We start from the raw sequence: 21,381 nt of genomic DNA, 5'->3' as shown, positions 1-21,381 counted from the left end.
TTCATTTTGTTTTACACATCACTAAAGGAGATTTACATGATCAAGAAAACACTCGCCACTATGTTGCTTTCATCGTTCGCTATCGCTGCGAGCGCTCATCAGGTCTGGGTCGAGCGTGATGGCTCGGGTCCGGCAAAAGTCTATGTTGGTGACGTCGATGGTGAACGTGATCATGGTGATGACGTGGCCAAGCTTGCCGCGACCACACAAGTGTTCGGTAAAGACAGCAAGCAACTGGCCAAGCTCACGACCAAAAATGAATATCTGGAAGCAGCGGTAACGGGCAGCGGCGACGTACGCCTGATCGCGGATCAGGTCTGGAAGCCATGGAAAAACAAAGACGGTCAGCTGCAGGCTGCTGTATTTAACTCGCGTGCAGGTCGCAGCGAGACTGCCGCTGCACTGGATTTTGAACTGGTACCTGTGAAAGCCAACGGCAATGTATTCACGCTGACCTTCAAAGGCGAACCTGTTGCAGACAAAAAAGTAAGCGTTATCAACCCGGACAAATGGGTCAAGGCTTTCACTACCGATAAGGAAGGTCACATCAAAGTGCCGGTGCAGGGCAAGGGCCGCTATATCCTGATGAGCGCGCATGAGCAAAAGGGTGATCTGGAAGTGGCTGGCGAGAAAGTACAAAAAATCTCGTACACCACGACCCTGAGTTTCGTCGCCAAGTAAGCAGCATAGACAGACCTTAAAGGACAGGCATGAGTTTGATCAGCAAAGTATTTGTCGCAGATACCGCGCGCTATCGCTGGATGGTGGCGTCGCGCGTATTGCTGGCAGTTGTCGGCGGCTACCTGCTGTCGTCGCTGGCCATCATTGTGCTGGCCATGCTCTTGCCTGTTCTTTTCTCTGCTCCGCAAGCCGAGGCATTGCTGACGGCCAGTTTGTGGAGTTTTGTTATCTACGGCATCGCCGTGATGTTTGTATTTACTGCTCACACCGTGTTGCGTGCCGCTGTGGGTTTGAGTTTTGCCGGCATCTTGCTGGCTGTCGTCTATGCAGGCTTGCGCCTGCTGGCAGCGTGAAGCGAGGAACGTCGTGGTCTTGATAGCAACGTTGACTGCCTTTTCGCTCCTGTTTGCCGGGATGAGCGGATTGAGTCTGGCGATGGATCGCCATTATGAGCAACTGACCGAGCAGCGTGAGGTACCTGCCCGGCGCCGGCTACAGTTGCGCAGCCTGGGCTGGATATTGTTATTGCTGTCACTAACGGCCTGCCTGCAAGGCTGGGGCGTCGCTGTCGGTCTCACCTTGTGGTGTGGCTTGTTGACGCTGGCGGCTTTGGGCGTCGCCTGTTCCCTGTCATATATACCGAAACTGACCGTTGCCCTGACTATCGTTGCCATGCCTCTAGGATTACTCGGCCTGGGCTTGCAATGGATATGCGGCTGACTGAATGACGGGATGACCTTGTGCCTGGCGCACGGCATCCTTTTTCCCCGACCTGGTTCGGGATGATTTTTTTACGAGGGTTTATGCGTATTTTCTTTTCTCCTTTTGCTCTGCTGGCCACCAGCTTGTTCCTGACCAGCGCCGCGGCGCATGCCGACTATGTCTGGCTGGAGCGTGACGCGGCCGGTGCGGCGCATGCTTATGTCGGCGAGTTTGAAGCGGTAAAGGGATCTACCGCTAGTCTCAGCGCAGCGCGTGCTTTTTTGGCTGATGGCAAGGATTTGCCGCTGTCAACGGAAGCAGAACGTCTGAATATCGCAGCCCCAGCCAGCGGTGATTTGCGCCTGACGGCAATGCGTATCGGTGAAAAGGGTGTGCTGAATTATTTTCAGGCCAAGAACGGTCGCAGCGAAACCAAGGCTGTCAACGACCTGGAGTTAGTACCGACCGAAGCCAATGGCAATACTTTCAAGCTGGTATGGAAAGGTAATACGGTGGCCGCGTCGCAGGTCAATGTAGAAACCTCGGAAGGCTGGCATCGTGTATTGAAGCCGGCTAAGGATGGCACCGTTACGCTGAACGCTTTGTTCCCGGCACGCTATTTCCTGGAAGTGTCGGCACGCGTCAATGGCTCCGTTACTCTGGATGGCAAGAAGTATGAAGATGTACGCCACACGGCAACGCTGACGTTTGAGGTCAACAAATAATGAATACGCGCAAGAGCTTTACCCGCAAGCAAAAGACAGTGGGTCTGGTGGTGCTGGTCGCTGCATTGGCGGCGGTCGGTTTGTGGTCCGGTAATCGTGGTGATGCACAGTATGAAGTCGCACCGGTAGTACGTGGCAATATTGAAGCGACGGTAACGGCGATCGGTACGCTGCAGCCCATGAGTTCGGTTGAGGTCGGCGCGCAGGTATCCGGCCAGGTATTGAAGCTGCATGTGCAGCCGGGTGATGTCGTCAAGAAGGGCCAATTGCTGGCAGAGATCGATGCCAGCGTGTTGCAGGCAACCGTGGATGCCGGACGTGCACAACAAACCGAGTTGCAGGCGCAGCTGGCAGAGCAAAAGGCGCAGCATAAATTAAGCGCACAACAGCATGAACGCCAGCAGCAGATGCACAAGGACGAATCTACGCGACTGGAAGATGTGCAGACTGCGGAAGCCAATCTGGCCGCTGCCGTGGCACGCATTGCGCAGACCCAGGCGCGCATCGTACAGACCCAGTCCAGCCTGAAGGCGGATGAGGCTCGTCTCGGCTACACGCGGATTTATGCACCGATGGGTGGTACGGTCATCGGCATCGATGCGAAAGAAGGGCAGACGCTGAATGCAACTTACCAGACGCCGACGCTGATGCGTATAGCCGATCTGTCGGAAATGACGGTATGGACCACGGTATCAGAGGCGGATATCCGTCGCGTCAAGGCAGGACAGGCGGCCTACTTTACGACGCTGGCCGGTGATCGTCGTCGCTGGAATGGACAAGTCCGTCAGGTCTTGCCAGCGCCGCCTGCGGCCCCGGCTACACAAAGTAATCCGAACCAGACTCCGGTCAGCAAAGTGGTGCAATACACAGTCTTGTTCGATGTGGATAACAAGGATGCAGAACTGTTGCCGCAAATGACGGCGCAGGTTTCCTTCATCACGGCTTCGGCGCGCGACGTGCTGGTAGCGCCTTTGAGTGCCTTGCAACCAGTAGAACAAAAACCGCAGATGTACACGGCACGTATCCTCGGCAGCGATGACAAGCCGCAAACACGTGAAGTGCGTGCAGGTGTCAACGACCGGCTGGCGGTGCAAGTGGTTGAAGGTTTGAAGGAAGGTGAAAAGCTGATTACCGGTGAGGTCGTGGCGCAGACCAAGACACGGAGGTTTCAGTGGTAACAGACGCGCCGCTGATTGAGCTGCGAGAGATACGCAAGCAATACGGAGGAAATGGCGATGCCCCGGCGGTAGAAGTACTGCATGGTTTATCGCTGAAGATACACGCCGGTGAGTTCGTGGCGATCGTCGGTGCTTCCGGGTCTGGTAAGTCGACATTGATGCATTTGCTGGGTTGTCTGGACAGGCCGAGCTCGGGCAGCTATCTGTTTAGCGGGCGCGATGTCGCCACGCTGGATAGCGATGAACTGGCATGGTTGCGACGTGAGGCTTTCGGTTTCGTGTTCCAGGGTTATCACCTGATAGCAACCGAGTCCGCCCGGGAGAACGTTGAAGTGCCCGCCATCTATGCCGGTATGCCGGAAGATGAGCGCGCGGCACGTGCCTCGGCCTTGCTCACACGCCTCGGCCTGAGCGACAAACTGGATAATCGGCCGAGCCAGTTATCCGGCGGGCAGCAGCAACGGGTCTCGATTGCACGCGCCCTGATGAATGGCGGCCGCATCATCCTCGCTGATGAGCCGACGGGTGCGCTGGATAGCAAGAGCGGTGCGGAAGTCATGGCGCTGCTGAATGAACTGGCCGATGCCGGACACACCATTATCCTGATTACACATGATCGCGATGTCGCGGATCAGGCGCGGCGTGTCATAGAAATACGCGATGGTGAAATCGTCGGTGACTCCGGCGTGTCGACTATTAAACAAGCTTTGCCTGCACCGGATATGACGCAAGCAGGACGCGACGCCGGGGCTTCGTTCTGGGACGATTTGCGTGAAGCAGCGCGTACCGCATGGCGCGGCATGCGCTTGAATCGTACGCGTACCGGCCTGACCCTGCTCGGCATCGTGATTGGTGTCGCCTCGGTGATCGTGATGCTGGCCGTGGGTGAAGGTGCCAAGCAACGCGTTATCGATGAAATGGGATCGCTCGGTACCACCATTATGTATCTGGGTAGCGGGCATCCGTCGAATGGTGGCCCGCCGGGACGGCTGACGATAGAAGATCTGGACGCGGTCGCGGCCTTGCCGGAAATCGGTCACGTTATGCCCATCATCGGCGATCCGGTCACCGTACGTTATGGCAACGTTGATCGCCAGGTCTACGCATTCGCCAGCGCCTACGTGATGCCGCTGGTGCATCGCTGGCGCGTCGGCAAGGGGCGTTTCTTCACACCGGCGGAAGACCGTGATCTGGCGCCGGTAGTGGTGATCGGCCACAAGGCATGGAAGAACTTCTTCCCGGATGGCAGTGATCCTCTTGGCAAACAAATCCTGATCGTCGATGCGCCGTTTGAAGTGATAGGCGTGATGGCTGAGCGCGGTGCGGATTCCGGCTCGCAGGATTACGACGAAATGGTCTTCATCCCGTACAACTCCGGCCGCATGCGCGTCTACGATGCACGTGCCGAACCGGATTACACGGTGGTTGAAGCCGCGTCGGAAGATCAGGTGCAGGCGGCCGAAGCTGCGATGAGAAAGCTGCTGATAGAACGACGCGGACGCGATGACTTCCGTATCGGTAATGCCGCAGCAAAATTGCAGGCTGCTGCGCAAACCAGTAACGCGATGAAAATGATGCTGGGCCTGATTGCCGCCGTGTCCCTGATCGTCGGCGGTATCGGAGTGATGAATGTAATGCTGATGACGGTACGTGAACGCACACGTGAAATCGGTATACGTATGGCAACCGGCGCACGCGAACGCGACATCCTGCGCCAGTTCCTGACTGAAGCAGTGCTGGTGTCGGTGGTGGGCGGTGTGATCGGTGTGGTTTCCGGCCTGGCGATAGGCGCGGCGCTGTTGTTCTGGAATGTGGCGGTGATTTTTTCGCTGTCGGCCATCATCGGTGCATTTGCCTGTGCGGTCGCTACCGGTTTGATTTTCGGCTACATGCCGGCGAAGAAGGCGGCCGGTCTGGATCCTGTGATCGCTTTGGCTTCTGAATAAGCGGATGAAGAAATGAAGAAGATATTGATGGGATTTTCTGCTGCCTTGTTGCTCGCCGGCTGTGCGACGCAAAGTACGCAAGAAACTTTGGCGCCGGAAGTGGCACCGCAATGGAGGCAAGCGCAGCAGGGTGATGCCCTGACTTCCATCGTGACGCGCGACTGGTGGCGTAGTTTTGGCAGCACCGAGCTGGATGGCTTGCTCGAAACGGCGCAATTGCAAAGCTATGATCTGGCGGCAGCGGTGGCCCGGGTGAGGCAGGCGCAGGCAGCAGCGACGATTGCCGGTGCAGCCTTGCTGCCTGAATTGAATGGCAATGTTGGTGCGACGCGTAACGGGCGCCTCGGCGGTGACGGCAATGGCACGCCTAGCGGCACCGTGTACCAGGCCGGATTGACGGCCAGCTATGAACTGGATTTCTGGGGTCGCACCCGTGCCTTGCGCGATAGTGCACGGGCCGATTTGCGTGCAGCGGAATTTGATCGCGACACGGTATACCTGACAGTGACTGCCGGTGTTGCTTCAGCCTGGCTGCAAACCATGGGTTTGCGTGAACGGGCGGCGATTGCTGATCTCAGTGTGGCGAGTGCGCAGCGCTTGCTGGGTGTGATCGAGTCGCGTGCGCGCGCCGGTGCGGCCAATCCGCTGGAACTGGCGCAGCAGCGTGGCGTGCTGGCAGCGCAAATGCGCGCCCGTGCCGCTATTCGCCAGCAAGCGGAAGACAGCCAGACGACCCTGGCCGTGCTGCTGGGGCGTAACCCATCCTTGCTGAGTCTGGCGGCGACTGATTTAAAAGGCTTGCAGGCACCGACCACGGGCGCGGGCTTGCCAGCTGCATTGCTGACGCGTCGTCCGGATATCGCACGGGCGGAAGCGCAACTGGCACGGGCTGATGCAAACATCATCGCGGCACGCGCGGCGATGCTGCCGCGGATTACCCTGGGTGGCGAGGTGACTGCGGGCAGCAATCGTGTCAGCAGCGTATTTGATAATCCGGTGTATAGCCTGGCCGCTGGCCTGGCTGCGCCTATCTTTAATGCCGGGCGACTGGCTGCAGGGCGTGACCTGGCGCTGGCGCAAAGGGAAGAATTGCTGGCCAATTATCGACGCGCCATCGTTGCTGCTTTCGGCGATGTCGAGACGGCATTGAATGCGCTGAGCGGTATCGATGCACAACGCACTGCGCAAGATGAAGAATTGCGCCAGGCGCAGCGTGCTTTTGATCTGGCTGAGTCGCGCTATCGCGCGGGGGCGGAAACGTCGCTGACTTTGCTGGATGCGCAGCGCACTTTATATACGGCGCAGGATGCCGCAGCGCAATTGCGTACGCTGCGTTTGCAGGCCTCCGTCAGTCTGTACAAGGCGCTCGGTGGTGGCTGGCAGGCTACTGTTGCTGGGCCGCAGGGATAGGTACTGCGCGCGTTTTGAAGGGCGGGCGTAAATGCTCGTCCGGCATTTCCAGTGCTTCCGGTGCGGGCGCTGCCTCGTTCGTCAGGTAGCGTTCCACCAGCTGGAAGAAGCGGGAATAAAATTTTTCCGATGCAATCGTGGTGCTGGCAACCTTGACCAGCGAATCATCGCTCGATGAAAACGGCAGGGACAAGGAACCCAGTGCACCGACACCGACGCTGGCCGAATTATTGATTTTCTTCAGCGCATAGCGATCTTCCAGCGCATTCGCAAATACCGAGGTCAGGTTGCCATCGGCATTGTCGGTGGTGCACACCACGCGGAAGGCGATCTGCACGTGGACGTCATTCTCCGGCTGGAAACTCTTGCGCGCATCGATTTGCGTGGTGGTGGATGCGCTGATGACATAGCCCTGGCTCAACAAGGTGCGACGCACCGCCTCGCATGCGACTTCGGACGAAACCGTAAAGCGGCGTGCATAAATTTCAGTCGAATCGAATTTTTCCGTTTGATAGGCAACAGGCTTGGACCCTGCGCAACCGGCGATCGTTGCCAGCATCAGTGCTGACAACAGGATGCGGGAGCTGAATTGCATAAACTAAATTCTCCAAAATGAGCGCATATCGGGCGAGGCGCTGTTGATTGACTCTGCCTGCCCTGAAAAATTCCTTCTATTTTCCCCAAAAAGCCCGGTGTTTGCTTTCTAAATAGCCATTTTGCGGACTTTCTTTACATTTGCCTTAATGCTATCCGGCTATTTTCGCTGTTTTTAAGCAGAATGAAAAATGCGGCAGATGCTCCGGCCAAGTCGAATCTCAGTTAATCTTCATGCTTTGTTGCTTCGATACGAGAAAAGTAATGGGTAATCTGGTGATTGTTCGCCATGGCGAGTCACAGTGGAACAGGGAAAACCGCTTTACCGGCTGGGCAGATATCGACCTGACCGCGAATGGCATAGAGCAGGCACGTTGTGCCGGGCGTGCGCTGGCCAAGGCTGGTTTCCGTTTCGACCTCGCGATTACTTCCATGTTGAAACGCACCATACGTTCGCAATGGCTGATTCTGGATGAGATGGATGCGATGTTTACGCCAGTCATCAGTCATTGGCGTCTGAACGAACGTCATTACGGCGCACTGACCGGCCATAGCCGTGCGGAGATGATAGAGCGCTTCGGCGAAGATCAGGTGTGGGCCTGGCGGCGTGGTTTTGACAGTCGTCCGCCACTGATGGATAGCGCTGATGTACGCGCTCCGCAACAGCAGGCGCGCTATAAGGATGTACCACGTGCTGCATTGCCGCTCGGTGAATCACTGCAAGATACGGTGGAGCGGGTGCGAGTGGTGTGGAACGAGACGATCGCGCCGGTGCTGAAGCAGGGCAAGGATGTGATTATTTCTTCGCATGGCAATAGCCAGCGTGCACTGGTCAAATTGCTGGAAGATATGCCGGACGAAGAAGTCGCGCGCTTCGATGTACCGAATAGTGTACCGCTGGTTTATAAACTGGATACCGCACTGCGGGTGCTGGAAAGAAAATCGATGACAGATATTCCGCATCCGGGTGCATCCGCGATACTGTAAGTAAAAATAAAAAGCCGGCTGACGCCGGTTTTTTATTTGGCCTGGCCGGATGTTCAGTTTCAGCTACGCATGAAATTGATATTGCTGCCGAACGACGGGCCAGCCGGGAATAACTGCCCCAGTTGTTTGTCATTCAGATAAAGATGACGTTCCGCGATCTGTGCCAGCACGGCGCGGAAGTCGGTCGTGACAGGCAGGTCGCGCCCTTCATGCAAACCGCCGCCCGACAATCCCTGCCAGTCACCATATACCTTGCCACCGGCTATATCACCACCCAGTAACCACATCACGTTGCCGTGGCCGTGATCGGTGCCGCCATTGCCGTTCTGCCTGGCGGTACGGCCAAACTCTGACATAACGACGATGCTGGTGTCCTGGAATACCGGCCCCAGTTGTTGCGCCAGGGTGGCGAGTCCTTGCCCCAAAGGAGCCAGGCGATTCGCCAGTTGCCCAGTGCCGCTGCCCTGATTAGCATGCGTATCCCAGCCGCCGAGCGCGACGAAGGCCAGTTGTATATTGATATCGCTGCGCATCAGTTTGGCCAGGCGTGCCGCATCCTTGGGGAAACCATTCGGCAAAGGCGCACCGTTGTTGGCCATTTGCATTTCGTTTTCCAGCGATGCGCTCATGACTTCCTTGTGCGCATCCTTGGCGTCCTGGTAGGTGCGGCCAAATTTCTCATTGTTTTGGTAGAGTTGGTCAAAAGCGTTACCGACTTGTGGTTTGTCCAGCAGGTTGGCCTTGCCGCCGGCGTCGCCTGCGGGCAGGTTGGTGGCGGATGCGCGACCGGTCAGTATGCGCGGCATCAATGGCCCTATGCTGATGGCGCGGGTTGGCGAAACCGGGCCCGGCAGTATCGTCAACATGCGATTGAGCCAGCCATCCTGCGTTGATTTTTTGCCGGGTGTGCCGGACTCCATATAGTCTTGCGCATCGAAATGGGAACGGGTCGGATCCGGCGAGCCACTCGCATGGACGAAGGCCAGTTTCTTTTCGTTCCATAAGGTTTGCAAGGGTGCGAGTGCCGGATGCAGGCCGAAGTATCCATCGAGATCGAGTGCGCCATTGTCCTGTCCGGGTGCGGCCAGTCCTATGGTCGGACGTAAACGCGCATATTCAGGATCGCCGTAAGGGGCGACCACATTCAGGCCGTCGACCGCACCGCGCAGCATGACCACGATGAGTTTGCGCTTGTTGGCAGTCTGCGCGTCACCGGCCGCGGCCCAGGCCGAGCTGCCAACCGGGATCAGGAGTCCGGTGGCGGCCATCATGTGTAAGAAGTTCCTGCGTTGCATAGCGGGCCTCGTCTTTAATCCTGGTAATTACTGTTGCATGAAGTCAGGACTACCCAGCACCATCGCACTGCGTAATCCGGCCGGGCTGCTTTCTATCGTGTTGCGGGTGCTTGCCGAAATAGCCGGGCCCAGTGTGTACAGCAGCGTGTTGGTATCCAATACAGTCGGTGCCGCTACATTGCGCGTGCTTTCCATCGTGTTGCCGTCAACCTTGTTTAGTGGCAGGCGACCGGAAGCCAGTGCATTGGCAAAGGTAATCCGGCGCGTCAGTGCGTCCGGATTGAGCCATGCACTCTGGGTATTTTTGTAACCGTCAGGTGTCTGACAGCCATAGAGCGGCATGCCCAACTGATTCAGCGCATTTATGAACGGACGCACATTCGTGAACTGTACTTCGCCGGCACGTGCGGCTGAGACGATGAACTGATAGGGCGTTTTGAACTTGCTGCCGGTCCCGGCTTGCGCGCTGAATTCGCGGCTGCTGAATAACACGCGTAATACTTCGCGGATATTGCCGCCGGTTTCCAGATAGCGCCGTGACAGGCGCTCAACCAATGCGGCAGGCGGCTGATCCTGCACGAAGTATTGCGCGAGTTGATAGCTGAGATGGTGTGCGGTGGCCGGATGCATGGCGAGGATGTCGAGTGCCGCTTCACCTTCGCCTTGTCCTTGCGCCGTGATGTTGCGGCCCAGCCAATGCTTGTCGCCATTGTCATGCTTCTTCGGATCGAAGTAGAAGCCGCGACCACGTGTCGCCAGTTCGCGTTGATTGAAGGTCCAGCCGGTGAAGATGCGCGCGAGTTCAGTCACATCTTTTTGACTATAGCCGCCATCGACGCCCAGCGTATGCAACTCCATCAGTTCACGCGCGTAATTTTCATTCAGGCCGGCGGGTTTGCCCGGGTTCTTGCCACGCGCGACTGCGTTGTCCGCAGTCGATAACCAGTTATCCAGATAGAACAGCATGGCCGGATGTCGGGCAGTTGCGCCTAGCAAGTCGCGGAAAGAACCCAGTACATACGGCCGGATCGCATCACGTTCGTAGCTGGCGACTAGCGCCTTGTCTATGCCCTTGCCGGAGAAGACATTGAAGTGGTTGTACCAAAAGTCGACCATGACTTCTTCCAGCTGGCGCGGACTATCAATGGCGCGCGCCAGTCTGGCTTCGGCGGTCTGGTCGGTCAGGCGTGTGACGAATTGCCGTTGCTGCTGCCTGGCTCCTTCTTCGTCTTTATTCTGTTGCGCTTCCTTGCGCAGTGAGAGGAATTCGGCGAGTACTGCCCCGGTGGGCTGATTCACGGTTTCCAGTGCTGCGAGCCGATTACTGAGTGCGGGTGGTAGCGGGATGCTCTCCGGATGTAATTGCTGTTCTATATAGTTGTCTATGCCAATTTGCTTTACGCGTTCCAGGTCGCCCGGTTTCGGGCCGTATCCCAGGCGATTCAACACCAGCAATGCTTGCTGATCCTGCGTCACAGGTGCTGCTTGGGTTTGCAAAGCGCACACTGAAATGAGCAGTAGCGCGGCGCTACGTAGTGGTTGGCGAATAGGGATGTGCACGTTCATGCCTCCGGGCAAGATGCAGGGGACAGACTGGTCGGCTAGCAAAATGAAAAGGCCTGTACAGGCCTTTTCATTCAGTACACAAGATAGACGATTATTTGCCGATTTGCTTGCTCACACTATTTTCTTGCTGGTTCAGGGTTTTTTGTTCGAGCTTGGTGATGTGACCGCCGTTCTGGCTGGCCATGGCTTTTTCTTCTTTACGGATTTGATGGTCATCCTTGTGCAGTTTCTTCGCTTCTGCCTTGGACATCTTTCCTTCTTTTACTTCCTGGTGTATGCGTTTGTCCTGGTTTTCCAGGCGGTGGTTTACTTCAGCGCGACGTGGATGTTCTTTTTGAAATTCAGTCGCAGCAAATGACTGCGCACTTACAGCAGCCAGCATGCCGACTACACCAATCAGGGACAGAGTTTTACGAATTGCGTTCGACATGATTTTTCCTTAAGTGTTGTTTGTTGTGTCTAGTGAGCAGTAGGGGATTCTACGTAGCTACGCGTACATAAACGTGCCTTCCAAAATTGGCGATGACAGGAATTGCGATTGAAGTGTAAGCAAGTGTTTCTGCGGGTTTCGCCCGGGTAAACAGAGGTAAGGCTGCGCATAAATTCACGCGATCCGATAAATCTTAAAAGCGGTGAGACACATTTTTCATCAGCCATTTGTCATCAACCAGAAATATTTAAATTCTATTCTCCACCTCGCTGTCGGGGTGAGGCATACAGGGATGCTTCCTCAATTGAATTGCACGACGTTGCGATCACAGCGCATTGCTTCGCCCAGGCATTTGCGGGGCGATTTCTTTTTCAAAATCAGGGGAATTTAATGCAGGCTAAGTTACTCAGCGTCGCTATCAGCGCCGCTGTCGGATCATTGTTGTTGGCTGGTAACGCAGCGGCACAGAGCAATGTGACTATTTACGGTATCGCGGATGCCGGTCTGGAAGTCATCAACAACGCAACTACAGCTGGCAACAACAATGTGTCGCGTATCAGCTCCGGCAATTTGTCGGGTTCGCGTATCGGCTTCCGTGGTACGGAAGACCTGGGCGGCGGTTTGAAAGCGGTATTCGTGCTGGAGAGCGGCGTCGCTTATGACACTGGCGCTTACCTGCAAAGCAACCGCGCGTTTGGCCGTCAGTCTTATGTTGGTTTGCAAGGTTCGTGGGGCAGCTTGTTGCTGGGCCGTCAAAACAGCCTGATGCTGGAATGGATGAGCAAGTACAACACCATGGATAACGCGACCTGGTCGTCCAAAGTGCATGATGGTTCTTTCTCGGACCGCATGGATAACTCGGTCAAGTACGTCGGTAAGTTTGGCGCTTTCGATGTTTCCGCTTATTACAGCGCTGGTTTTGATACCGTCAAATCCGGCGCGGCTGTACCTGCAGCTGGTGAAGTTGCCGGACACAGCAAGGTCGGTCGTCAGGTCGGTGGCGGTGTGCAATACAACGGTAATGGCCTGCGTACAGCGATCGTCTATGACCGCAAAAATGGCACCAGTATTGCGGCGGAAAACAATACCGATACTCACCTGACGTTTGGTGCTCGTTACAAGATAGGCGCAGCTGAAGTGCTGGGTGGTTACCTGCGACGCAAGCAGGAAGTCGTAGGCACAGCTGATACACGCACCAATATGGCGTGGATAGGCGCGAGTTATCAGGTATCGGATGCATTGCAACTCAATGCTTCGTACTACAAGACCGACGTCAAGAATTCCAACAAGGATCCTTCGTCCATCATCACCCTGGTCAAGTACTCCTTGTCCAAGCGTACCGATCTGTACCTGATCAACTCATACGCGATGAACAAGAACGGTTCCAACCTCGGCGTGAACGGTTTCGGCAGCGACATTATCGCTGGTAAAAATCAGTTCGGTACGATGGCCGGTATCCGTCATACATTCTGATGTGTAAGCAATGACAGAGAGTTTAGCCAGGAAGACGGAAGGCACATCGATCACCATCGATGGCCTGCCCCATCGCTTTGCGCAAAACCCGGTACTTGATCGGATCGATATACATCTCGAACCGGGCCAGGTACTGGCTTTGCTTGGCCCATCCGGTTGCGGCAAGACGACCCTGCTGAAGTTGCTGGCGGGCTTGTTGCCAGTCGCCCCCGGACATGGACGCATACTCTTTGGCGACAAACTGGTGGCCGGTGACGGCCACTTTTTGCCGCCGGAAGGACGCGGTCTGGGCATGGTGTTCCAGGATTACGCATTATGGCCGCACATGAGTGTCGGCAAGAATGTCGCTTTTGCGCTGGAGATGCGCGGCATGCCGAAGAAGCAGCGTGATCCGCGTGTTGCGCGTGCGCTGGAAATCGTCGGTCTGAAAAATCACGAAGATCGCAGTCCGTCGAGTCTGTCCGGTGGCCAGCAACAACGCGTGGCACTGGCGCGTGCAATCGTGGCGGAACCGCAGGTGTTGTTGTTCGATGAACCGTTGTCCAATCTTGATCGCGACTTGCGTGAAAGCCTGTGTCATGAAATCGGTCACCTGTTGCGTAGCATGGGTACGACTGCGGTTTACGTCACACATGATCAGGAAGAAGCCTTTGCGCTGGCAGATGTGGTGGCTGTCATGCAGGGTGGACGCATACGCCAGCTGGCAACGCCAGACATGCTGGTTACTGAACCAGCCAATACCCTGATCGCAGAATTCCTCAAACTCGGCACCTTGCTGCATGCGAAGGAAGTCCCGCATTCATGGCATCAGCGTTTTGCGCCGAATGCAGCAATCGATGCCGAGCATTTATTCATCCCGCAATCGGCTTTATCGCTGGCAGCAAATGCAGCACATTGTTTCCGCGGTGAAGTCCTGATGCAACGCTATCGCAACGGGCGCTTCATCACCGAAGTGCGTACTCCCGATGCGCCCAAGGGTTTGGTCCTGACGACCGATACCCGCCTGGCGCACGGCCAGATGATAGACCTGACGGTGGACTGGCAGCGTTTACGCTGGTTGCCGCAAGCCGCCTGATTAAACAAGGAAATTACATGAAAAAATTAATGTCACTGAATATTGCATGTCTGTCGCTGGCAGCCGCTTTTGCCGCACCGAATGCTTTTGCGTTGACCATTTATAGTGCCGGTCCGGGCAAACTGATCGAAACGCTGGCAGCAGATTTCAAGGCCAGCACCGGCGTCACCGTTGATGTGTTTCAGGCCGATACCGGCAAGGTCATGGCGCGCCTGCAGGCGGAAGCGTCGAATCCGCGCGCTGACGTGGTGATCTCGGCATCGTGGGACAGTGCGCAGGATCTGGACAAACGCGGCTGGTTGCTGAATTACCAAAGCCCGAATGCACAGCATGTACCGGCCCGCTTCAAACAGCCAGCTTATGTGGCACAAGGATTGTCGGTGCTGTCCATCGTATGGAATACCAAAAGCGGTACAACGCGTCCGACCGACTGGTCGGATCTGACGCAAGCGCCGTTCAAGGATAAGGTCACCATGCCTGACCCTGCACAGTCCGGCGCATCGCTGGATCTGTTGTCCGGTTTGCAAAGCCGCCAAAGTGAAAAAGCCTGGCAATTATTTACGGCATTGAAAGCGAACGGCATGGTGATTTCCGGACCGAATGCACAAGCGATGAACCCGGTGTTGCAAGGTGCGAAGGCAGCGGTGTTTGGCGCAGTCGATTACGTTGCGCTCGGCAGCCAGGCCAGGGGCGAAAGCATAGAAGTGATCTTCCCGAAAAGCGGGACCGTGGTCGCGCCACGCCCGATGATGATTTTAAAATCATCGAAGGCGCAGGATGACGCCCGCAAATTCATCGACTTTGTGCTGTCACCGCAAGGCCAGGCACGCGTGGCCGAGGCTTATCTGATTCCGGCGCGTAGCGATATCGCGGCCAAACGCTCGACGCTGAAGGAAATCAAACTGCTGCCGGATGCGGAAGGCGACGCCAACTACGCATCGCGCGCTGCGCTGCTGCACCGCTTCTCTACTCTGTTCGGACGTAAGTAAATCGTGTCGGGGATGCTTGGAGCATTAAAGGGCAGTCGCGGCAGCAAGATCAACGGTACGCCCCTGATCATAGGCGGGACGACAGCAGCACTATTAATAGTAGTGGCATTGCCGCTGCTGTTTGTCTTGTTACAGGCCATTTTTCCGGAGCTGGCAAATGGTTCATTGCTGGCGCCGTTCTCCCACCTGGCAACGATCTTTAGTGATCCGGCTTTGTTCGGCTTGACGTTCAACACCCTGCGACTGGGTGTGTGCGTGGTCTTGCTGAGCGCAGCGATCGGCATTCCACTGGGCGCATTGCGTGGCTTGTTCAGGTTGCCGTTTGCCGGCTTGTGGGATTTGCTCTTCCTCGTCCCTTTCATGATCCCGCCCTATATCGCAGCGCTGGGCTGGATCATGATGCTGCAGCCGAATGGCTATGCGGAACAACTGCTTGGCCTGCATGCAGCGTCGTTCTTGTTTTCATTCAGCGGCGTGGTCTTCGTGATGACGCTGAATGTGTTTCCGGTTGTCTACTTCGCCGTGTCGCGCAGCATCGCCAGCTCAGGTTCACGGCTGGCCGACGTCGGCCGCGTGTGCGGCGGTTCGCCATGGCAGTGTTTCTTCCGTATCACGCTGCCACTGGCGACGCCGGGTATTGCCGCCAGCCTGTTGCTGGTATTTGCGATGGCGATAGAGGAATACGGTACGCCTGCGGCCCTGGCGGCGAACGCCGGTTTCTTTGTGTTGGTAACCGGAATAGAACGTCGCTTCTCGGACTGGCCGATAGATTTGCCTGGCGCCGCTACTTTGTCGGTGGTGCTGGTGATCCTGGCGATGCTGGCGTTCTGGTTGCAACGTCGCATTCAGGGTAAGCAAATCTTCGAAACCATGAACGGCAAACCGAACGATGTTTCCTTGCGCCCGCTCGGCGTCTGGCGCTGGCCGGTGACAGCCTTGTTTGCCGTCGTTGCCTTGATCGCGACTTGCGCACCGATATTCTCTATCGTGGTCACCGCATGTATGCGTACCTTGTCCGGTGGGCTGCAGCGCGACAATCTGTCGCTGACGCATTTCGATGCGATCTTCACCAGCGGCAATGCAGCTTTGCAGGCGCTGGCGACCAGCGCCGGTCTGGGTGTGGCAACGGCCTTGCTGACAGGCTTACTTGGGTTGCTTGCTGCTTACTGTGTGGTGAAAACCAAAATGCGCGGTCGCGTTTTGCTCGATGCCTTGTCGGTGATGCCGAATACCTTGCCCGGCATCGTCGTCGCGGTCGGTCTCATCCTTGCATGGAATCAGAGCTTCTGGCCAGTCACGCCGTATAACAGCTGGGTCATACTCTTGCTCGCTTATTGCTGTTTGCTGCTGCCTTATCCGGTACGTTATGCGAGTGCTGCCTTTGCCCAGATCGCTGACAATATGGAGGCGGCGGCACGGGTGCATGGTGCGAGCCTGCGCCAGACTTTGCTGCGTATATTGTTGCCGCTGATTTTCCCTAGTTTGCTGGCGGCGATGTTGCTGGTGTTTGCAGTGGCGTCGCGTGAACTGGTGGCATCCTTGTTACTGGCACCGACTGGTATACAGACGACTTCATTGTTCATCTGGCGGCAATTTGAGCAAGGCTCGGTCGGGCAGGGGATGGCGATGAGCGTCGTGACTATCCTGATGACGACTACGGTGATGGTTGCGGTGACTTTATGGCGCCAGCGCCAGCGTTAAAACGCATGCAATAGAAGATGCCGTGGCGATTCTGCTGCTGCATCTTTTCAACGGCTGATCATTAACGGCGGCGTTGTTCTTCGAAGAAGTCGCGCTTCAGAAACTCCTCCAGCTCCACACTATCGCGCAGACGCGCCGACAACACCACCACGCGACCCAGGCGTGGTGAGTTCCAGTTGAAGTCTTCTTTTTCGTACAGACGTATCAGCTCTATCATCCGGCGCACGATAGCGGTATCGATATCGCCACCCGGACCGGCGTCTACCTGTATCAGCTGGCGTGAATTGGTTTTGCGACGCAGGTCCCAGCCGCGGAACAGGAATTCTGCTGTGCGCACACCTTTGAAGGTGATCTGGAACACGCCGCCGGATTCATTGCGACCGCGGGATTGACGCTGCACCATCTCGGCGATGTTGGCACGTGCAATGGCATTGTCGTCTTCCACTGGCCGCGCATCCGGTTCTATGATCCCGGCGGCACGACGTCGCTCCCGCGCCGCAGCCAGCATGTCGCTCATGTCAGGCGGCAGTGCTTCCTTGCTCGGCGTCTTGGGTGCAACCGGCGGCGGTGTACCTTTATCGGCTTCGCGTACAGGTTCGGTCTTTTTCTGTGATGCAGATTTTTGCTGACGTGGTGCCGGATTCGATTTCTTGACTTCTTTTTGTTCCGGCTCGGGTGGGGTTTCCGCTTTGACCGCTGGCTTGGGGGCCGGTGCCTGCGTAATCAGGCTGACCTGTAATGGCTCGGTTGGCGATGCTCCCGATTCCGCTACGCGCACCTCGGCCTGATCCAGCGCAAACAGCAGGATCAGCGCATGTATCAGCAGTGAGAGCCCTAAGCCTATGGCGGGGCGGGCACGCATATTGGTCAGAATGGATGGGAACTTCATGTTCTACTGCAAATGGAAACTGCCGTCATTATGACCGCGCTATGGAATTTTGTTCGACTGATCTGCGCCCAATAAATTCGTTATTGGTAATGTAGTGGCGTATCCCTTGCAAATATGAATGAAAATTGTGTAATTGCTACGTTTGCGCAGAAGCAAATACAGCCATATCCATGCTGCAAGTCCACCCCTGAGTGAGGAGAGATCAGATGCCATGCTTACGCAAATGGAGTGTCCTGCCGCTGTTGTTCTGGTGCACCGTCAGTCTGACGCAAGCACCGGCGCAGGCAAGTGCTGCGGCGGATACTGATAGCTGGGTCTATCTGGACCCGGCGCAGATAGACAGCACGCGCTTTCTGGGGCCGCCGCCGGATGCAGACGCGACCCGACGCGAGATAGCGGCCATGTTGCTATTGCAGGAGCAGCGCACGCCTGAGCAAGTCATGCAGGCAGCCGCTGATCATGAGCAAAGCGTGTTCCGTTTCGCCTGTGTGATGGGGCATGCATTCCTGCGCGATCACTTACCGCTGACGACGCGCCTGTTTGCGACCTTGCATGAGACTGGCAATGCGCTGGAAAAACAGGGCAAGAAGAAGTGGCGTCGGGTGCGTCCGCCAGTGTTTGACACCCGTATACGGCCGGTGGCCAGGTACTCGGCGAGTGGCTCTTATCCGAGCGGGCACGCTACTTTCAGCTTTCTGGCCGCGATTGTCTTGGCAGATATGGTGCCGGAAAAGAGCGAGCAGATCTTTACGCGCGCCAGGGAGTTTGGTGAACACCGCGTCATCGGCGGGGTACATTACCCGAGTGACGTTGCTGCCGGCCAGCGGCTGGCGACCCTGATCGCCGTGCTGATACAGCAGAATCCCGCCTTCCGGCAAGACTATGCGGCAGCGCGCACCGAGTTACGTAGTGCGCTGGGGCTGCCATAAGCGGATGCGTCCTGCATTTCTGGTCGTGCAGGGTGCTATTCCTGCAAAAAGCCCTCAAAACACGCGTCAAGCGCGCTTCCAGCGGGAATGCCCACAGGCAAATTTTGCCTTCAAATCGTCATAGCGGACTGTATATATCGCTTGCATGAAGTTTCAAATCTCGTTTGTGGGTGATCTATCCAAAACCACGATTTTGACGCCACAAGAAGTTTCCAAATACACAATTAATTTGTGAAATTTCCGAAAAATATTTGTATGCTGCGATGCAGCAATCCGGTTCCGGCGCGGACCGCTATTTGGAATTTTTTTTTTGTTCCAAGAAAAAAATCGGTATCCGTTTTTAGCTATAAACGGCGCGGTCTGGCGGGGAATTCATCATATAAATATGGTGAATATCAGGCATTCATTGCGACGCAACAGACTGGTGAAAAACGTGATTTTTTAAGGGTAAGTACGTAGTTTCGGTACGTATAACTACGTATTGTTCGCAAAAGTGCGAGTGCGTATCGTCACGAAATCTTAACGCTAGCTTCACCCTATCGTGAGATGAAAAAAGCAGCTTTTAAGGCCGTACCGGCTTCGGGTCATAGTCGTTTTTTGGGGTAACCGGATATCGAAATCTCTTTGCCGCGAGGCAAAAAAATCTCGGTTGAGGATGGCCTGAAATCAGACCTGAAAGTAGTACTCCGGGACGGTCAGAGAAATGTTTTTTTCGTCAGAGCGGGCGAAAACCAGATTAAGTCGCTGCTCTAGCGATCCCACCCGGATCTCAAAGGCGAAAGGCGGAACGGCATACGACCGGTTCATTTATGACCGCCTTGCAAATACAACTTGAGGATGTCTTTGCGATCAAGCTGCACGCGAACGCATTAACTATTAATCATTGATTGGTTTTGGCCCAGGCTCAAAACTGCGATGAACACGAGGAAGAGAAATGACAACAGCAACACAACAAATATCGGGTGGCGCATCCGGTACATCGAACGCGACGCGCTGGCTCCAGCTCGTAGTAGGTGTCGTATGTATGATCGCTACAGCTAACATCCAGTACGCATGGACATTGTTCGTACCGGAAATCCAGGGCACATTCGGTTGGGCCCGCGCTGAAATTCAAATTGCATTTACTATTTTCGTCCTGGTTCAAACCTGGCTCGCACCTATCGAAGGTTACTTCATCGATAAACTCGGCCCACGTCTGATGGTTGCGTTCGGCGCGATCTTCATCGGTCTGGCATGGGTCATCAACTCGCAAGCGACAACCCTGATGGGCTTCTACGTCGGTGCAGCATTGGGTGGTGTCGGTGTAGGTTCGATCTACGCAACCTGTATCAACAACGCGTTGAAATGGTTCCCGGACCGTCGTGGTCTGGCAGTTGGCTTGACCGCTGGTGGTTACGGTGCTGGTTCCGCTGCAACGATTCTGCCTATCGCGGCAATGATCAAAACATCGGGTTTCCAAGAAACATTCCTGTTCTTCGGTATCTTGCAAGGTTCGCTGGCTTTCCTGGCAGCATGGTTCCTGCGCTCCCCAGCTAAAGGCGAAGTTAGTGCATCTGCCAAACTGGTACAAGCTTCACGTGACTACACCCTGAAAGAAGCACTGAACACAAAACTGTTCTGGCTCATGTTCTTCATGTTCATCTGCGTGGTTACCGGCGGTATGATGGCTGTGGCGCAACTGGGCGTTATCGCACAAGATTTGGGCGTTAAAGAATTCGAAGTCGATATGTACTTCTTCGTGATGGCCGCTTTGCCACTGGCACTGATGCTTGATCGGATCATGAACGGTATTTCCCGTCCACTGTTCGGCTGGATTTCGGACAACATCGGTCGTGAAAAAACCATGGTGATCGCGTTCACACTCGAAGGCTTCGGTATTATCGCTTTGGGCTACTTCGGTCACAACCCATGGGCATTCTTGATCTTGTCCGGCGTCGTGTTCCTGGCATGGGGTGAAGTTTACTCGCTGTTCTCGGCTCTGGCTGGTGATGCGTTCGGTACCAAACACATCGGTAAGATCTACGGCGTGCTGTACACCGCAAAAGGTATCGGTGCTCTGTTCGTACCAGTTGGTAACCTGATGATGGAAGCAACCGGCACATGGTCCACCGTTCTGTACACAGTTGCATGTATGGATCTGACCGCGGCTGTCCTCGCAGTTGTCGCCTTGCGCCCAACTCTGAAGAAACACGTTGCCTACTCGGCTGATCTCCTGAAGAAGGAGAACGCTGCGGCAGCTGCTAACGGGGGCGCTCCAGCGCATGCCTAAGCCGCATTAACGCAAAGATTAGAACTCAACTTTCAGGCTCCTTCGGGAGCCTATTTTTTTAGAACCCGCATATGAGAGCAGTGTCGTGACACATGAACGGCCGAATGCAATGAGTGAAAATTTACCCACGATGAGTCAGGAGTTGCCACTGGCAGTACGCATGCAGATAGAACAAACGATCCGGCTGGCGATGGCGGATGCGGTGAGTACGATCAGCAAGCGTATCGAGGATGGCACAGGGAAGTCAGACAAAGCGGGGAACATCGGACGCAATGCGCGCTGGCTGATCGTCCCGGCTGCGATCATCCTGGCTTTGTGGATGTATGTGCCTAGCCCGTTTTCACTGCAGCATTTGCGGGAAGAAAAAGCGAAGTTGACGAAAGACATCGCCAAACTGCGACAAAGCGGCGCCAATGCCGATGTCATCACTTGTGATGTCAACGGCGAGGTGCGCTTTTGCGCCAAGATAGATAGCAATGTCCGCGGTGATTGGGACGGTTATCAAATCATCCAGAACAAATAAAGCCGGATATGCCGGACCG

20 protein-coding genes are annotated in these 21,381 nt (G+C 55.7%); 15 read left to right on the top strand and 5 right to left on the bottom strand.

All coding sequences use genetic code 11. The features are described from left to right. The first annotated feature begins 36 nt into the window (after window positions 1-36). The 7 genes from DBR37_RS02010 to DBR37_RS01980 all read left to right on the top strand — a co-directional run bounded on the left by DBR37_RS02010 (window position 37) and on the right by DBR37_RS01980 (window position 6,642). Window positions 37-681: a nickel uptake transporter family protein gene (locus tag DBR37_RS02010; protein WP_124572627.1), complete on the top strand. Its 645-nt coding sequence runs from the start codon at window positions 37-39 to the stop codon at window positions 679-681. Window positions 682-710: 29 nt separating this feature from the next. After that, complete coding sequence (locus tag DBR37_RS02005; protein ID WP_124572626.1) at window positions 711-1,034, top strand: hypothetical protein; 324 nt, start codon at window positions 711-713, stop codon at window positions 1,032-1,034. Window positions 1,035-1,047: 13 nt separating this feature from the next. Next, window positions 1,048-1,401, top strand: coding sequence for a DUF3325 domain-containing protein (locus DBR37_RS02000; RefSeq protein ID WP_233588252.1), 354 nt, complete (start codon window positions 1,048-1,050; stop codon window positions 1,399-1,401). Window positions 1,402-1,484: 83 nt separating this feature from the next. Beyond that, window positions 1,485-2,108 (top strand): hypothetical protein, encoded by a 624-nt coding sequence (locus tag DBR37_RS01995; protein ID WP_124572624.1) that lies wholly within the window; start codon window positions 1,485-1,487, stop codon window positions 2,106-2,108. Further along, window positions 2,108-3,286, top strand: a complete 1,179-nt coding sequence (locus tag DBR37_RS01990) for an efflux RND transporter periplasmic adaptor subunit (RefSeq protein WP_124572623.1) — start codon at window positions 2,108-2,110, stop codon at window positions 3,284-3,286. Before DBR37_RS01995 ends, DBR37_RS01990 begins: the two co-directional genes overlap by 1 nt. Continuing rightward, window positions 3,280-5,232, top strand: a complete 1,953-nt coding sequence (locus tag DBR37_RS01985) for a MacB family efflux pump subunit (RefSeq protein WP_124572622.1) — start codon at window positions 3,280-3,282, stop codon at window positions 5,230-5,232. Before DBR37_RS01990 ends, DBR37_RS01985 begins: the two co-directional genes overlap by 7 nt. A gap of 12 nt (window positions 5,233-5,244) precedes the next feature. Then, a complete protein-coding gene (locus tag DBR37_RS01980; RefSeq protein WP_124572621.1) occupies window positions 5,245-6,642 on the top strand; it encodes an efflux transporter outer membrane subunit in 1,398 nt (465 codons plus the stop codon). Here DBR37_RS01980 and DBR37_RS01975 read toward each other — a convergent pair. Then, window positions 6,617-7,237, bottom strand: coding sequence for a DUF2242 domain-containing protein (locus DBR37_RS01975; RefSeq protein ID WP_124572620.1), 621 nt, complete (start codon window positions 7,235-7,237; stop codon window positions 6,617-6,619). The genes DBR37_RS01980 and DBR37_RS01975 overlap by 26 nt on opposite strands. A 263-nt stretch (window positions 7,238-7,500) precedes the next feature. On the opposite strand from DBR37_RS01975, the gene gpmA reads away from it, so the two are divergent. Beyond that, window positions 7,501-8,223, top strand: coding sequence for a 2,3-diphosphoglycerate-dependent phosphoglycerate mutase (gene gpmA / locus DBR37_RS01970; RefSeq protein ID WP_124572619.1), 723 nt, complete (start codon window positions 7,501-7,503; stop codon window positions 8,221-8,223). Window positions 8,224-8,282: 59 nt separating this feature from the next. On the opposite strand, the gene DBR37_RS01965 is transcribed toward gpmA, so the two are convergent. The 3 genes from DBR37_RS01965 to DBR37_RS01955 all read right to left on the bottom strand — a co-directional run bounded on the left by DBR37_RS01965 (window position 8,283) and on the right by DBR37_RS01955 (window position 11,466). Continuing rightward, complete coding sequence (locus tag DBR37_RS01965) at window positions 8,283-9,494, bottom strand: DUF1501 domain-containing protein (protein WP_370454218.1); 1,212 nt, start codon at window positions 9,492-9,494, stop codon at window positions 8,283-8,285. A gap of 51 nt (window positions 9,495-9,545) precedes the next feature. Beyond that, a complete protein-coding gene (locus DBR37_RS01960; protein ID WP_233588267.1) occupies window positions 9,546-11,024 on the bottom strand; it encodes a DUF1800 domain-containing protein in 1,479 nt (492 codons plus the stop codon). 151 nt (window positions 11,025-11,175) lie between these two features. After that, the gene (locus tag DBR37_RS01955) at window positions 11,176-11,466 is read right to left on the bottom strand and encodes a hypothetical protein (protein WP_124573234.1); all 291 of its coding nucleotides are present in this window, start codon (window positions 11,464-11,466) and stop codon (window positions 11,176-11,178) included. 438 nt (window positions 11,467-11,904) lie between these two features. On the opposite strand from DBR37_RS01955, the gene DBR37_RS01950 reads away from it, so the two are divergent. From DBR37_RS01950 to DBR37_RS01935, 4 genes are read left to right on the top strand one after another with little or no spacing between them, the layout of a single operon-like run. After that, the gene (locus DBR37_RS01950; RefSeq protein WP_124572616.1) at window positions 11,905-12,987 is read left to right on the top strand and encodes a porin; all 1,083 of its coding nucleotides are present in this window, start codon (window positions 11,905-11,907) and stop codon (window positions 12,985-12,987) included. Window positions 12,988-12,997: 10 nt separating this feature from the next. Further along, window positions 12,998-14,062, top strand: coding sequence for an ABC transporter ATP-binding protein (locus DBR37_RS01945; protein WP_124572615.1), 1,065 nt, complete (start codon window positions 12,998-13,000; stop codon window positions 14,060-14,062). Window positions 14,063-14,079: 17 nt separating this feature from the next. Beyond that, window positions 14,080-15,051 (top strand): ABC transporter substrate-binding protein, encoded by a 972-nt coding sequence (locus tag DBR37_RS01940; RefSeq protein WP_124572614.1) that lies wholly within the window; start codon window positions 14,080-14,082, stop codon window positions 15,049-15,051. 12 nt (window positions 15,052-15,063) lie between these two features. Beyond that, entirely contained in the window at window positions 15,064-16,752 is a 1,689-nt protein-coding gene (locus DBR37_RS01935) for an iron ABC transporter permease (protein WP_124572613.1), read from the top strand. A 61-nt stretch (window positions 16,753-16,813) separates the two neighbouring features. Here the strand turns inward: DBR37_RS01935 and DBR37_RS01930 are convergent, their stop codons facing one another. Further along, window positions 16,814-17,641, bottom strand: a complete 828-nt coding sequence (locus DBR37_RS01930) for a hypothetical protein (RefSeq protein ID WP_124572612.1) — start codon at window positions 17,639-17,641, stop codon at window positions 16,814-16,816. 206 nt (window positions 17,642-17,847) lie between these two features. Between DBR37_RS01930 and DBR37_RS01925 the strand changes: the two genes are divergently transcribed. The 3 genes from DBR37_RS01925 (at window position 17,848) to DBR37_RS01915 (ending at window position 21,362) form a co-directional block, all read left to right on the top strand. Further along, window positions 17,848-18,570 (top strand): phosphatase PAP2 family protein, encoded by a 723-nt coding sequence (locus tag DBR37_RS01925; RefSeq protein ID WP_124572611.1) that lies wholly within the window; start codon window positions 17,848-17,850, stop codon window positions 18,568-18,570. A 934-nt stretch (window positions 18,571-19,504) separates the two neighbouring features. Then, complete coding sequence (gene oxlT, locus DBR37_RS01920) at window positions 19,505-20,839, top strand: oxalate/formate MFS antiporter (RefSeq protein WP_124572610.1); 1,335 nt, start codon at window positions 19,505-19,507, stop codon at window positions 20,837-20,839. Window positions 20,840-20,948: 109 nt separating this feature from the next. Next, entirely contained in the window at window positions 20,949-21,362 is a 414-nt protein-coding gene (locus DBR37_RS01915) for a hypothetical protein (RefSeq protein ID WP_124572609.1), read from the top strand. Window positions 21,363-21,381 lie beyond the last annotated feature (19 nt).

Source organism: Herminiimonas sp. KBW02 (assembly GCF_003852535.1).
In the GTDB taxonomy this organism is placed as follows: Bacteria; Pseudomonadota; Gammaproteobacteria; order Burkholderiales; family Burkholderiaceae_D; genus Oxalicibacterium.
Note: the sequence above shows the minus strand (reverse complement) of the source record. Positions and strands in the feature narration are given on the sequence as shown.